Source organism: Lederbergia galactosidilytica, from assembly GCF_017873565.1.
GTDB classification, from domain to species: domain Bacteria; phylum Bacillota; class Bacilli; order Bacillales; family Bacillaceae_C; genus Lederbergia; species Lederbergia galactosidilytica.
The window spans coordinates 92,595-107,395 of record NZ_JAGGKH010000002.1 but is presented as its reverse complement, the minus strand read 5'-3'; the positions used below and the strand labels follow the sequence as shown (position 1 = coordinate 107,395).

Sequence of the window (14,801 nt, the reverse complement as noted above, 5' to 3'; positions counted from 1 at the left end):
ATGCAGAATTACAACATATGATTGACAATATTGAAGAACAAATTTTACCCATTCATAGAAAAGTTGACCAAATGATTGAAGTGAATCAACAGCGAGTACTAGAAAGCTTTCAGAAACATCGAGTAAGTGAAATCCATTTTACAGCTTCGACTGGGTATGGATACGGTGATATGGGGCGAGAAGTATTAGAAGCTGTGTACGCCGATGTTTTTGGAGGGGAAGCAGGTTTGGTTCGTCCTCAGATCATCTCTGGGACACATGCAATTTCCATTTCGTTATTTGGTGTGCTAAGACCAGGTGATGAATTATTATATATGACTGGAAAGCCATATGACACATTGGAAGAGGTAGTAGGTTTAAGAGGTAATGACAATGGCTCATTAAAGGAATATGGTATTAGCTATAATTGTGTAGATTTGTCTGAAGACGGTTCTATTGATTACGAAGCTGTGCAAAAAGCAATTAAGCCCAACACAAAAGTGATTGGAATCCAGCGTTCTAAAGGATATGGTGACCGTCCATCGTTTACTATATCTGAAATCAAGATGATGATTGAATTTGTAAAAGAGATAAAATCGGATGTCATTGTGTTTGTTGACAATTGTTATGGCGAATTTGTTGAAGAATTAGAACCTTGTCATGTCGGAGCAGATTTAATCGCTGGATCTTTAATCAAGAATCCAGGTGGCGGAATCGTGAAAACAGGCGGTTATATAGTAGGGAAAACAAAGTTTGTTGAAATGTGTGCCTATCGAATGACCTCACCCGGCATTGGCAGAGAGGCAGGAGCTTCTCTTTATAGTTTGCTTGAAATGTACCAAGGTTTCTTTTTGGCGCCCCATATTACTGGCCAAGCGCTAAAGGGAGCCATCTTTACATCTGCATTATTAGAAAAAGTTGGTCTAGAAACATCTCCAAAATGGAATGCTGCACGGACAGATCTAATCCAATCTGTACAATTTAATAACAAGGATATGATGATCGCGTTTTGCCAAGAGATCCAAGCGGCCTCCCCAGTGGATTCATTTGTGACGCCTTATCCAAGTTTAATGCCTGGCTATGAGCATGAGGTTATTATGGCTGCCGGAACGTTCATTCAAGGGGCAAGCATCGAATTATCTGCTGATGGTCCGATCAGACCACCTTACACAGCTTATGTTCAAGGCGGATTAACGTATGCTCATGTGAAAATAGCAGTATCTAAAGCTTTAAATTGTTTAGTCGAAAAAGGTTTAATTAGTATAAAATAAGTGTATATAACTAAGTGAGTAAATTTATACTTTATTTTTCGCGAAAAATTTTATAAAATCTTGAAGTGCATATATTTTGCAAGAGGATAGAAATATGCAACTTTGAAATTACGGGAGGACTTTTAGATTAGTATGGGTAGATATACCAAAGAAGATATTGCGCAGTTAGCAAAAGAACAAAATGTTAAATTTGTAAGGTTGCAATTTACGGATATTCTCGGCACAGTAAAAAATGTGGAAATTCCAATTACTCAACTTGAAAAGGCTCTGGACAATAAAATGATGTTCGATGGTTCCTCGATCGAAGGTTTCGTTAGAATTGAGGAATCGGATATGTATTTATATCCTGATCTAGATACATGGGTTGTTTTTCCATGGTCTGCAAGTAAAGGCAAAGTTGCTCGATTAATTTGTGATGTGTATAATTCAAATTTTGAACCTTTTGCGGGGGACCCACGAAGTAATTTAAAAAGAGTATTAAAAGAAATGGAAAAGTTTGGCTTCACAAATTTTAATTTAGGACCTGAACCTGAATTTTTCCTATTTAAATTAGATGATAATGGGGAGCCAACACTAGAATTAAATGACCATGGTGGTTATTTTGATTTGGCCCCTACTGATCTTGGCGAAAATTGTCGTCGAGATATCGTGTTAGAATTAGAGGAATTAGGGTTTGAAATTGAAGCCTCTCATCATGAAGAAGCTCCAGGACAGCATGAAATTGATTTTAAATACGCGGACGCAATAACGGCTTGTGACCAAATCCAGACCTTTAAACTAGTTGTCAAAACCATGGCTAGAAAACATGGACTTCACGCTACCTTTATGCCGAAGCCACTTTACGGGGTCGCGGGTTCTGGGATGCATTTTAATTTATCGCTATTTAATGATGGAAAAAATGTTTTCTATGATCAAAATGGGGAACTACAAATGAGTCAAACTGCCTATCATTTCCTAGCAGGAATTATTAAGCATGCACCAGGCTTTACGGCAATTACAAACCCAACGATTAACTCTTATAAACGTTTGGTACCTGGGTATGAAGCGCCATGTTATATTGCTTGGTCAGCACAAAATAGAAGTCCACTTGTTCGTATCCCTTCTTCACGTGGGCTTAGTACACGAATTGAAGTAAGAAGTGTAGATCCTAGTGCCAATCCATATTTGGCAATGGCAGTTTTGCTTAAAGCTGGTTTAAGTGGAATTGAAGACCAATTAACACCTCCCCATGCTGTAGATAAAAACATCTACATTATGAATAAAAGTGAAAGAAGCGAGGAAGGTGTCATAGATTTACCAGCTAACTTAGCAGAGGCCTTAGACCAACTGAAACAAGATGAAATTATTAAGGCCGGCCTAGGAAATCATATTTATGAAAATTTCATTGAGGCAAAAGAAATAGAATGGGATATGTTCCGGACACAAGTCCACCCGTGGGAAAGAGAGCAGTATTTGAAGCAATATTAATGTGGTGAAACCGTTGAAGCTATTAGCTTTGGCGGTTTTTCTTGTGTGGGGACTTTAATACTTGTTTAGAAGGTTTTTGGCACTGTCCTTTATTACATCTAATGTAGAGTTTTTGCTAAAAAATTTATGCAGTCGCAAATCCTTGTTTGGTTATACAAGCAAGGTTCTAGTGTTAGTCAACATGGTGCGAGCAAATGTGATTGATCAAATTTTGGATTTAAAACGGGATGGTGGCATATGCTACTGTCCTTTTTTATATCGCGTATAGAGGGGCTATCCAGTACAGTGAACTGGTCCAAAAGGGTGTATTAGTGCCTCAGAATATAGCAGAGAAGTTAAGTACATAGAAAACACTAAGACGTTACCTGAAGATCCTTTTGAACTTTCGTGTAATCCTCCTAAACTGTGTTTAATCGAATCATTTTTTTGCTTTTCTTTATAGGCTCCTATAATTATAGACGTCTAAAAGTCAAGGTAAGGTTCGCAGTTTAAAAAACATTTCATTACTTTTGCCCCTTATTCTGAGGGTTTATAAATAACTGATCTACTTAAAGTTATGCTGAATATATTGGAAGATAAAAAATAAAAGTGAAAATGAGAAAACCCAATCTTAAATTAGGGAGTTAGCGCAGGTACCAGAATTAAAAGACAAGTGATTTATCGGGCAGGAGTGAAAATATCACGCGGTTATAGTGTTGTTGTTTTTCTTGCCTTAATCAGACTTACATATAGTCACAAATTAGATAAGCAATTCTAGGAGATAGTAATTGCGTTTAAATTCATTTAATAAAAGTAATTAAATAGTTTTTAATTCCCTTTACATCATGTAAGGTTTAAGGGATTTTTATTGCGAAAAACGTCTGTTTTCATAAAATGTATAGAACGAATGATCGAATATTATCACCGTGAGTAATCTTCTGAAAAGAGCATAAGACAATAAAACTCCACTAAAAATTATCTACATAAACAGTCAGAATCAAATAAGTCAGATAAAAATAAAGTCTCAGCCATCACCAATACGACTATAAAAGCTACTGCTACCCCATAGAGCAATTCGATACGTTTAAATTAAGGAGGAGATCGTAATGTTTACGCAGGAAACAACCGAAGTCGCACGATCTTACCAACACTACGGTTATTACTATAGATGAGCTTGATATGGACTATGTCTGTTTGCTGTTATTGCAGCTGTGGAATTGCCAATTAAGAAAATGCTCATTTTCACCAGACAGTTTGTCCAAACAAATATGGCATTTTTCAATATTATATGTATTAAGGTCGGCCGGCTTTAATATATTAGAGGAGGTGCTATGAGCATATGTCTTATTATGAAGATGATTTTTTTGGTGGAGAAAGAGACAGGCGGAGACGAGAAAGATTGATTTGTAGGTGTCGCGAAGTGAGGCATAGGGATGATCGTGACTGCGATCATGACCGTGATCGTGACCGTGAGAGATTCATTTGCCGATGTAGAGAAGAACGCCGTCGACGTGATGATTGGTAGGTAGCACCTCCCCTTAGGCCAAGCCCCTCTACGAAAGGGAGGGGCCGTTTCAAGATAAAAAAGCCCTCACTCTTGTGGGGGCTTTACTTAAATATCTTTTTAATGACTTAACTAGATCAAAAGTAGTACGATTATAAACCTTGTTATAAGCATACTTCTTCGGGTCCCTCACCCAGCCATAACCCCGTGGCATTTTTACCCCAGCACGATGGATCACTTGTCTTTTAATGCTGGTACGTGCGCTGACTCTCTTTTTTTAGACTAGGTTTCCTCATTCCGATTTTCACTTTTCAGCACATTTTCACGCTCTTTAAGCAGCTGTATAAATTCTTCAATATCCTCTAATTCAGCTTGATTTCTTATAAAGCTTCTCGCCCTAGAACGATCGCTTAAATATTTGGCTTTCTTCTTATTTTTCTCCTGCCATTTTTTATTCGCTTCAGTTTGTTTGTTCTTCTCCAATTTGTTCAGCTTCCTTCATTAAGGAGCCTCTGCAGGCATAATTCTCTGCCAAGAAGCCAGCTTTTCCTTTTGCTGGCATCGCCGAATGAGGCTATCATGCCTGCCACTCCATGTAAAGCCGTGACTTCGATGTAGGTTTAGTGGTTACGCTATGCCCCTTAACTTTTTTGTGTCTAAAATATTGCCTCAAATCCAATCTGTCTGATTGTTTGTTATATTGATTAGCAAAGTCTAAAGTAAGTCTTAAGTAATGTTTTATATTTACATAACATAGTTATAGTGAACTTATTTCCTGTAAAATAAACTGCTGTTTTTCCAAACCATTCAATATTTAATGTAGTATAGATAATAGGTGTGGTAATAAATAGCAATCTATTCAATAACCCAATAGGTATTAAAATAAATTGGATACTTTCCCAATGTATCAACTTTTATTAAAGGAGTTTTATCTTCATGAACAATACTTTATATTATTTATTGGTAATTCTTGTTTTTTTATTAGTGATTATTGGATTTACAACACTTGTGATAAAAATAGCGAAGGGACCTAAGAAGCTATATTTAGGTAAAAGGTACTTTGGATTTACTAAAATTAGTTTGACTTTTACATTGTTTAATACGTTCTATATTAGAAATTTCTTGATTCAGCCAAGTATTACCTATGAGGTGGTATATAAGTTAAAAACAGAGGCGGGAAAAATTACAGTGTCACTTGATAATCAACTTTTTAAGGAAACAACTAATTCAGTAGAAGGTACTTGTCTAATGACGTTTAATAAAGTTAAACCCATCTTAAAATTAGAGGGTGTGCATGCCAAGAACGGTTATGCTGAGGTTAAATTAATAAAGCGATAATAGTCAACTATTTAAACAATGATAAATTCAAGATCGTTCTGCTATTTGAAAGCTAAAAATGGCTATTAAGCATAATGACAAAGTATCAAAAAGGTAAAAGGCCCGACGCATGCCGAGCCGAAAAAATGTTAACGCCAATAATTTGACGGGTTACAACTGTAATGATGCTTTGGCGGACAAACACAATAGTGTTGCTCAGATACCGATTTAACGACTGATTGGGTGTGTGGATAAGAATGCATATATTTATACATTGTATGCCGGTGTTGCGTTGTATGAGATGGATGGACGATAGGAACATAAACATCTTGCCCTTGGTATTCATTGAGTTGCTTTGTTGGGCTATATTTCGCTGGCATAGTTTGTGCTGGTGATTGTTGTGCTGGTTTGACCTGAGGATATCCGCAATTGCACTTTCCAATACATCCACAAGGTTTTTTATGTCTCATTATTATAGCCTCCTTTTCACTACTTAATTCATCCTAAGAAGTGTCCATCATGTGTATGTTCAAACACCTAGATTTAGCTTTGTTGTAATTTGTAGAATTTATTGGAAAAATAAATTGTTTAGCATATTTTAGCTTATTTTATTCGCCAATATTCCAAAAAATTTGCCAGTTATTTTTAACTATGATAAAATTATATGTACTTTCAGGCGGTACATATTCTATCAAGAAAGGACAGTTTATACCCGTAGGGAGGTAAACTGTCTTTGTTTATCTGGCCTGTACTTCTTTAAAATTAATCTATTATAATTAGCAAACAGAATAATATATTTAGCTTATGCCTAGTAATGTGAATTTTTCTTTAATAGAAAAATTTTAATTATTTAGGTGATTATGTATTTAAGCTAAAAGAAGGAGGATTTTATGAATGAGACAATCGATCGAAACGCTCTATTGCGTAGCGATGTGAAAAAATTAGGTAATATTCTGGGAGAAATTCTTGTTCATCATGGTGGTATCGAATTATTTAATGAAGTTGAAGCAATCAGAGAAATGGCGAAAAAACTACGACAAGAATATGATGCCAATATTTATCAACAACTAAAAGAAAAAATTCGCCAACTTAAACCGCCAATGCGCCAAAATGTTATAAGGGCATTTTCTATTTATTTCCATTTAATTAATATTGCTGAACAAAACCACAGAATACGGAGAAAAAAGCAATATAAATTAAAAGAACAGAAAGCGCAACCTTTTTCAATAGAAAGGGCAGTAACAAAAGTAAAAGAGTACAAAATGCCTAATGAGGCTTTGCAAAATGTCATCAATGATCTGTCAATTGAGCTTATTATTACTGCCCATCCGACAGAGGCAACAAAACGGACAGTATTAGAGATTCAAAAAAGAATCTCAACTATTTTACAAGATTTAAACAGTCCTGCTGTTACAGATTTAGAGAAAGAAAACTTACTAGAAAATCTTTATAACGAAGTGACCACTTTATGGCAGACTGACGAATTACGACATAGAAAGCCTAGAGTATTAGATGAAGTTCGTAACGGACTTTACTACTTTGACCAAACTTTGTTTGATGTTATTCCGGCTGTACATGAAGAACTAGAATTACAATTGGAGAATCAAATAGATAATTTTGATTGGAAAGTTCCTAACTTTCTTCATTTTGGTTCTTGGATCGGTGGAGACAGAGATGGAAATCCAAACGTTACACCTGAGATTACATGGCAAACATTATTAATGCAACGAGAGTTAGTAATAAAAAAATACGATGAATCCATTAATGAACTGATGAAAAGATTTAGTCAATCTACAGCTCGAATTGAGGTAAGTGAAAGCTTATTAAAATCTATCGCTGAAGAAGAGCCTGTTTATTTAAATGAAGAGGAAAAATGGCCGATTACATCCGAGGTTTATCGTAGAAAATTTGCTATTATTTTAAAAAGGCTTCATGAAGTTGGTAAATCAGATTTAGGTTATAAAAATTCACAGGAATTAATAGATGATTTGCACTTGATTTTGGATAGTGCGGAAAAACATCAACCACGAGAAAAAGCTTTTAAATCTTTGCGAACCCTTATCAGGCAGGTAAAATTATTTGGTTTCCACCTAGTAACATTAGACATTCGTAACCATAGTGGAGAACATGAATTTGCTGTTAAAGAAATTCTCAAAGCCGTTAATATTACACAGAACTATTCCGAACTGAATGAAGAGGAAAAAATTAAAATTTTGGCAGAAGCTTTAAATAATCCTCGGCCATTATTATTATTTGAGGAAGATTATTCAAAGCAAACACGTGATATTCTGAAAGTCTTTCATTTAATTAGAAGAGCTCATAAAGAGTTTGGAAAACGTTCCATTGAAGTATATTTAATTTCTATGACTCAATCTGCTAGTGATTTACTAGAAGTTCTACTACTTGCTAAAGAGGCAGGAGTATATCGTCTATATGCCGACGGCACAGTACAATCTGATATTAATGTAGCTCCGTTATTGGAAACGATCGATGATTTAATCGCTGGTCCAAAAATTATGAAAACTTTATTTGAAATGGATGTCTACCGCAATCACTTAAAGGAACGTAGTAATCATCAGGAAATTATGCTAGGTTACTCTGATGGAAGTAAAGATGGTGGAACTTTAACAGCCAATTGGAAGCTCTTTAAAGCTCAACAAGAAATTCATAATATGGCAAAAGATTTCGATATTCATCTTAAATTTTTCCATGGACGTGGCGGTTCCTTAGGACGTGGTGGCGGCTCCTTGAACACAAGTATTCTTTCACAACCTGTGGAAACATTAGGAGACGGTGTGAAAATTACGGAACAAGGTGAAGTTCTGTCTTCAAGATATCTGATTTCGGATATTGCTTTTCGGAATTTAGAGCAAGCCGCATCAGCATTACTTGAGGCATGTGTTCGGGTTTCTAGTGAGTCCCAAGTTGATTATTATCGTGATAGAGAATGGGAATTAGCAATGGAGGAAATTTCCAAACATTCATTAAAGAAATATCAATCACTAGTGTTTGGTGATCCAGATTTCCTTACTTATTTTAATCAAGCAACACCACTTAATGAAATTGGTGCCCTTAATATCGGCTCACGACCAATGAGCAGAAAAAATAGCCAACGTTTTGAAGATCTTAGAGCTATTCCTTGGGTCTTTGCCTGGACTCAATCACGTCATATGTTACCAGCCTGGTATGCAGCTGGAACTGGATTAGAAACATTTATCAATCAAGAACCTAAACATTTAGAGATGTTGCAAACAATGTACCAGAAATGGCCATTCTTCCGTTCGACGATTAATAATTTGCAAATGGCTCTTATGAAAGCAGATATGGCAACAGCGAAGCAATATTTACTATTAGTTCATTCTTCTGATATAGCGGAAAGAATTTATAGTAATATATATGATGAATATCAGCGGACAAAGAAAGCTTTATTGCAAATATCCAGAAATGAAGAATTACTAGATCATGCTCCAAATATTAAAGAATCTGTTCATAGAAGAAATCCATATGTAGATCCTTTAAATTTCTTGCAAGTCTATTTAATTCAAAAATTAAGAGAAACAGATCAACCATCCGAAGATTTAGTTACGGAAGTATTGCTTACCATTAATGGGGTGGCTGCAGGCTTAGTCAATACGGGCTGATCATAATACCAGTACCCGAAAATTAAATTTTACTCATCAGAAAAACCTTGAGTTTATACTCAAGGTTTTTTGTTGTTTTTTGTAACTATAATAATTTTCTTTCATAGTCTATCAAATTTGTTCATAAAGATGAGTAAAGCCAAATTTTATAAAGGACTGAAGTCAATGTTTCGATTTGCAGCAAAATCTACCCTAACAATCATAGCAATATTCTGTCTGACCTCGGCGATTGCTTTTTCAAGTATTAAAGTTAGCTTTTTGTCATTTATAGGAAATGATTTTTCCAGAACTGAATCATTCTTCTATCTTATGAGCCTAGAAAATCATTCACTTACCTCTGTCTTAGATACTCAGAAAGAAAGCTCCTTAGGAGAAGTGGCTTTGGAATTTATGACAAATATTAATTTAACAGATATGAAAACATTTCTAATTACGGAGATCCCTGGTTTACGAGCAGTCACACCACAAATCTTGATAGCCGGAAAAGGAACGGATTTTACAAATCTACCGATTGAATCACCGCCTCCAGAAAATTTTGATTACTGGGAAGAGGAAGGGGAGGACCAACCAGAACAACATAAGGATGATACTAAACCTCAACAAGATAAAACTGAGGAAAATTTAACAAAGGATTATAAAGTATATATTTATCATACACATACGTATGAATCATTCTTTCCTATGCTCCCTAATGCCAAGGTAGCAAATGAAACATTCCATAAAGAAAAAAATATCACATTGTTTGGAAATCGATTGGGAAATAAGCTAAAGGAAAAAGGGATCAACACTTTAGTAGAAAAGAAGGATATTCAAGCTTTATTAAATGAACGAAACATGCAGTATGGGCAATCTTATGTGGCGTCCAGAGAAGTTGCTGTAGAAGCCTTGAATCAAAATAAGGGAATCGACTTTGTGTTTGATATCCATCGGGACGCTGCTCGAAAAGATACAACTACTACTGAAATAAATGGAAAATCTTATGCCAAAGTCATGTTTATTATTGGGACAGGCCATGATCATTTTGACAAAAATTTTGCTTTTGCCAATGAGATACATCAATTGTTAGAGAAAAAGTATCCAACCGTTTCAAGAGGAGCATTCAAAAAACAAAAAACGATGGGAAGTAATGGGGTTTACAATCAAGATCTAGCTGAAAAGTCAATTATTATAGAAATCGGGGGAATCGATAATACAGAAGAGGAATTAAATCGTACAGTAGATGCACTAGCAGATGTAATAGGCGAATATTATTGGGACGAAGCTAAGGAAGTATCAAAATAATAAAGTGCTGCTCTTATTCTAGCTAACAACTAAACAAGCCTTAACTCATATGGTGGTTAAGGCTTGAGGGATTAATGAATAACATTTCGATAAAGGCCGATCACTTTCCCTAAAATAGAAACATCTCTTAAAATGATAGGCTCCATACTTGAGTTTTCTGGCTGGAGACGGAAATAATCTTTCTCCTTAAAAAAACGTTTTACCGTTGCTTCGTTATCTTCTGTCATTGCCACAACAATATCATTATTATTTGCCGTTTGCTGTTGACGAACAATGACATAATCACCATCTAAGATACCAGCTTCGATCATACTTTCACCAACAATTTCAAGCATGAAAATTTGCTCTTCATCTGGTGCTAGTTGTTCAGGAAGGGGAAAATATTCTTCAATATTTTCAATTGCTGAGATAGGCAGTCCAGCAGTTACCTTACCAACTATGGGAACATTAATTGTTCTCTGACGAGGAATATTATCTTCATCCACCTGTAAAATTTCTATTGCTCTAGGTTTAGTAGGGTCGCGTCTAATCAAGCCTTTCTTTTCTAGTCGAGCAAGATGACCATGAACTGTTGAGCTTGAAGCTAATCCAACAGCTTGCCCAATTTCACGAACAGATGGGGGATATCCTTTGCTTTTAACTTCATCTTTTATGAACTCTATAATATCTTGTTGTCTCTTAGATAACTTTGTCAAATGTTTCACTCTCCCTTATATAAATATATCTTGTTTCAATTATAGCATGAAAATATATGGACAACAAACGTAAGTTCGAAAAAGCTGTTGACAACAAACTCTTGTTCGCATATAATATTTTTAGATGAGAACAAACATTCTGAGTAGAAGAGGGGTTGCTAGGTATGTTAACTTTATGGAGAAAGTATTCATTTATCCTTGTATTTGTAGCCATTATTTTTCTTATGGGAATTTATATATTAAGTAATAACGCTAAAATTGATCAAAAAAATTTAACTGTTACTGTTCAAGATGGGGATTCCATATGGTCGATTTCTCAGCAATATGCAGAGGAGTACGGGATATCAACAGCCGAATTTGTGCGAATTATTGAGAAGGAAAATCAACTTTATGGAAAAGTGATTAAAAGTGGGGAACAGATTACGATACCAGGTGAATATATTAAAGCTTCACCATCACAACTGAAAATGGCATTAAAGGAAGAATAGGGAAGTGAAAAAATGAAAGCTTTAATCTATTGCAGAGTAAGCACAGATAAAGATACACAGGTCACCTCCCTCTATCGTCAGCAAGAAGAATTAGTTTCGGCAGCAAAAAAGTGGGATTTAGAAGTTCACTCAATTATTTGCGATCAAGCAAGTGGCTATGATATGGAAAGACCTGGCATTTTAGATATGTTCGAGAGGATTAAAAATGATGAAATTGAGATTATTTTAATTCAAGATGAAACAAGGTTAGGTAGGGGCAATGCTAAAATAGCGTTACTACATTGTTTAATGAAAGAAGATGTAAAAGTTTATAATTTGTCACAAAATGGGGAACTTCAGCTGTCCGAAGCTGATTCAATGGTCCTTAATATCATAAGTATTGTTGAAGAATATCAACGAACCTTACATAATTTAAAAATAAAAAGAGGGATGAAGCGAGCTGTCGAAAAGGGGTATCGACCTGAGAAAAATTTAAGAAATCGTGGGAATTCAGACGGTAGAGAAAGAATAGATGTCCCGATCGAGGAGATTATAAGACTAAGGAAGAATAAATTGACTTTTGCTGAAATTGCTGCAACGCTAAGGGGATTCGGCTATGATATTTCTAAAGCAACAGTCCACAGAAGATTTCAAGAATATACTTCACAGTCGGAAACAGAAATAAAAACTTAATGAAGATGATTAGATGAAGGCAGATCATTTGTGGTCTGTGCTTTTTTTTAGTAGGATAATATAAATTACGCCAAGTTTAAAGGAGTTTCTTTATGTTATCAAAGGAAAAAATTTCAAGAATAAACCAATTGGCCAAGAAAGCAAAAGAATCAGGATTAACCAATGAAGAAGCAAAAGAACAAACAAAGCTTCGTGCTGAGTATCTAAAGCAATTTCGGTCATCAATGAGACAAACAATTGAAAATGTACGTGTTTATGATACGGAAGGTCAAGATGTAACACCAGAAAAGGTCAAACGTATCCAAGCGGGGAAAAATAATAAACTTCATTAAGTCAGGAATTTTAACAAGGTAGTAATGAAATGATCCCAAACTTTTTGATTCTTTAACCTTCTCTATCAATTGACAATTGTTTCAATTTTTTATTAAAAGAATTTGATGCAAGTTTTTCAAAATATGGTAGAATATAAAGCAGATTGAGCGAAAGGAAGTTGAGAAATGTTTACGAAAGAAGATCAATTAGCAATAAATACAATTCGAACATTGTCCATCGATGCTATTGAAAAAGCTAATTCAGGACATCCTGGTTTACCGATGGGTGCTGCACCTATGGCCTACACATTATGGACAAGATTTATGAATCATAATCCTAAAAACCCAGCCTGGTTTAACCGTGATCGTTTTGTGCTTTCAGCTGGTCATGGCTCGATGTTACTTTATAGTTTATTACATCTATCCGGTTATGGCGTTGAAATGAATGATCTAAAAAATTTCCGTCAGTGGGGAAGCAGAACACCAGGGCATCCGGAATACGGATATACTCCTGGAGTGGAAGCAACAACGGGGCCACTTGGTCAAGGGATTGCGATGGCCGTCGGTATGGCTATGGCAGAAAAGCATTTAGCTGCTACCTATAATCAAGATGGTTATAATTTGGTTGATCATTATACATATGCATTATGTGGTGATGGCGATTTAATGGAAGGTGTTTCATCTGAGGCAGTTTCTTTGGCGGGACATTTAAAATTAGGCAAAATGATCTTGTTATATGACTCCAATGATATTACGTTGGATGGAGAACTTGATAAATCTTTCTCTGAAAATGTAGGAGATCGTTTTAAAGCATATGGCTGGCAATATCTAAGAGTAGAAGACGGCAATAATCTTGAAGAAATTGCTAAAGCTTTGGAAGAAGCTAAAGCTGAAACATCTAAGCCAACTTTGATTGAAGTAAAAACAGTTATTGGTTATGGATCTCCTAATAAATCAGGAAAATCGGCTGTACATGGTGCGCCATTAGGTGAAGATGAAATGAAGCTAACGAAAGAATATTATAAGTGGACATATGAAGAAGATTTTTATGTGCCAAATGAAGTCTATGAATTATTCGAAAAAACGATAATTGAAAATGGACAAGAAAAAGAATCTGAGTGGGAAAATCTTCTAGCAAAATATAAGGATGCTCACCCAGAACTTGCAAACCAATTTGAACAAGCTATTGCTGGCAAGCTTCCTGAGAACTGGGATCAAGATATTCCTGTCTATGAGGAAGGAACAAGCTTGGCTACAAGAGCATCAAGTAGTGAAGTTTTAAACTCAATTGCTAAAAATACTCCTTCCCTTATTGGTGGTGCAGCCGACTTAGCCGGCTCAAATAAAACGATGATCTCTAATTCTGCTGATTATAGTGCAGAAAATTACTCCGGAAGAAATATTTGGTTTGGAGTAAGAGAATTTGGAATGGGTGCAGCCATGAATGGAATGGTGCTTCATGGTGGGGTTAATGTATTTGGTGGAACGTTCTTTGTGTTCTCAGATTATCTCCGTCCTGCTATTCGTTTAGCTGCATTAATGGAATTACCTGTTACTTATGTATTTACTCATGATAGTATTGCGGTTGGGGAAGATGGACCGACCCACGAACCAATTGAACAATTAGCGTCGTTGCGTGCAATGCCTGGTCTTTCAGTAATTAGACCGGCAGATGGTAACGAAACAGCAGCAGCATGGCGTGCGGCATTAAATTCGAAACACCAGCCTACAGCTCTTGTGCTAACAAGACAGAACTTAGCAACTATGCCTGGAACTGTTAATAGAGCGACTGAAGGAGTAGAAAAAGGTGCTTACGTTGTTTCTCCTGCAAAAGAGGAAAATGTGGACCTACTTCTTCTAGCAACAGGTTCGGAAGTAAACTTGGCTGTCGAATCCCAGCAAGCATTAGCTGAAAAAGGCATTCAAGCAACAGTTGTAAGTATGCCTTCATGGGATCGTTTTGAAAAGCAATCAAAAGAATATAAAGAATCAGTATTACCTTCTTCTGTTAAAAAGCGCCTAGCGATTGAAATGGGCTCCTCTTTCGGCTGGGAAAGATACACTGGTGATGAAGGAGCAGTTATTGGAATCGATAAATTTGGTGCTTCAGCTCCAGGAGAAAAAGTAATGGCAGAATACGGATTTACGGTTGAAAATGTAGTAGCTCAAGTCGAAAAATTACTAAATCGCTAATCT

At 35.8% G+C, this 14,801-nt stretch carries 13 protein-coding genes and 1 pseudogene; 10 read left to right on the top strand and 4 right to left on the bottom strand.

The features are described from left to right. Positions 1 to 17: 17 nt before the first annotated feature. From J2Z23_RS02420 to J2Z23_RS02410, 3 genes are all read left to right on the top strand, one after another. Positions 18 to 1,250: a methionine gamma-lyase family protein gene (locus J2Z23_RS02420; RefSeq protein WP_420798608.1), complete on the top strand. Its 1,233-nt coding sequence runs from the start codon at positions 18 to 20 to the stop codon at positions 1,248 to 1,250. A gap of 132 nt (positions 1,251 to 1,382) precedes the next feature. Beyond that, positions 1,383 to 2,717 (top strand): type I glutamate--ammonia ligase, encoded by a 1,335-nt coding sequence (glnA, locus tag J2Z23_RS02415; protein WP_057988947.1) that lies wholly within the window; start codon positions 1,383 to 1,385, stop codon positions 2,715 to 2,717. A 1,318-nt stretch (positions 2,718 to 4,035) separates the two neighbouring features. Next, the gene (locus J2Z23_RS02410) at positions 4,036 to 4,221 is read left to right on the top strand and encodes a hypothetical protein (RefSeq protein ID WP_209973145.1); all 186 of its coding nucleotides are present in this window, start codon (positions 4,036 to 4,038) and stop codon (positions 4,219 to 4,221) included. 49 nt (positions 4,222 to 4,270) lie between these two features. Here J2Z23_RS02410 and J2Z23_RS22160 read toward each other — a convergent pair. Both J2Z23_RS22160 and J2Z23_RS02405 read right to left on the bottom strand, forming a co-directional pair. After that, a pseudogene (locus J2Z23_RS22160) lies at positions 4,271 to 4,508 on the bottom strand (hypothetical protein). Then, positions 4,483 to 4,683, bottom strand: coding sequence for a hypothetical protein (locus J2Z23_RS02405; protein WP_209973143.1), 201 nt, complete (start codon positions 4,681 to 4,683; stop codon positions 4,483 to 4,485). Before J2Z23_RS02405 ends, J2Z23_RS22160 begins: the two are co-directional and overlap by 26 nt. A 453-nt stretch (positions 4,684 to 5,136) precedes the next feature. On the opposite strand from J2Z23_RS02405, the gene J2Z23_RS02400 reads away from it, so the two are divergent. Beyond that, the gene (locus J2Z23_RS02400) at positions 5,137 to 5,538 is read left to right on the top strand and encodes a hypothetical protein (protein WP_057995736.1); all 402 of its coding nucleotides are present in this window, start codon (positions 5,137 to 5,139) and stop codon (positions 5,536 to 5,538) included. A 128-nt stretch (positions 5,539 to 5,666) separates the two neighbouring features. Here J2Z23_RS02400 and J2Z23_RS02395 read toward each other — a convergent pair whose 3' ends face one another. After that, positions 5,667 to 5,897, bottom strand: a complete 231-nt coding sequence (locus J2Z23_RS02395) for a CotD family spore coat protein (RefSeq protein ID WP_238482582.1) — start codon at positions 5,895 to 5,897, stop codon at positions 5,667 to 5,669. 510 nt (positions 5,898 to 6,407) lie between these two features. On the opposite strand from J2Z23_RS02395, the gene ppc reads away from it, so the two are divergent. Together ppc and spoIIP are read left to right on the top strand one after the other, a co-directional pair. Next, the gene (gene ppc, locus J2Z23_RS02390; RefSeq protein ID WP_057988940.1) at positions 6,408 to 9,158 is read left to right on the top strand and encodes a phosphoenolpyruvate carboxylase; all 2,751 of its coding nucleotides are present in this window, start codon (positions 6,408 to 6,410) and stop codon (positions 9,156 to 9,158) included. 390 nt (positions 9,159 to 9,548) lie between these two features. Then, on the top strand, positions 9,549 to 10,439 hold the full coding sequence (gene spoIIP, locus J2Z23_RS02385; protein ID WP_238456118.1) for a stage II sporulation protein P: 891 nt from the start codon (positions 9,549 to 9,551) through the stop codon (positions 10,437 to 10,439). A 71-nt stretch (positions 10,440 to 10,510) separates the two neighbouring features. Here spoIIP and lexA read toward each other — a convergent pair whose 3' ends face one another. Next, entirely contained in the window at positions 10,511 to 11,134 is a 624-nt protein-coding gene (gene lexA, locus J2Z23_RS02380) for a transcriptional repressor LexA (RefSeq protein WP_057988935.1), read from the bottom strand. A 164-nt stretch (positions 11,135 to 11,298) separates the two neighbouring features. On the opposite strand from lexA, the gene yneA reads away from it, so the two are divergent. From yneA to tkt, 4 genes are all read left to right on the top strand, one after another. After that, the gene (gene yneA / locus J2Z23_RS02375; protein WP_057988933.1) at positions 11,299 to 11,622 is read left to right on the top strand and encodes a cell division suppressor protein YneA; all 324 of its coding nucleotides are present in this window, start codon (positions 11,299 to 11,301) and stop codon (positions 11,620 to 11,622) included. Between the two features lie 12 nt (positions 11,623 to 11,634). After that, positions 11,635 to 12,294, top strand: a complete 660-nt coding sequence (locus J2Z23_RS02370) for a YneB family resolvase-like protein (protein ID WP_057988931.1) — start codon at positions 11,635 to 11,637, stop codon at positions 12,292 to 12,294. Between the two features lie 92 nt (positions 12,295 to 12,386). After that, positions 12,387 to 12,626 (top strand): DUF896 domain-containing protein, encoded by a 240-nt coding sequence (locus tag J2Z23_RS02365; RefSeq protein WP_057988929.1) that lies wholly within the window; start codon positions 12,387 to 12,389, stop codon positions 12,624 to 12,626. Positions 12,627 to 12,791: 165 nt separating this feature from the next. After that, entirely contained in the window at positions 12,792 to 14,798 is a 2,007-nt protein-coding gene (gene tkt, locus J2Z23_RS02360) for a transketolase (protein WP_057988926.1), read from the top strand. The last annotated feature ends 3 nt before the right edge of the window (positions 14,799 to 14,801 follow it).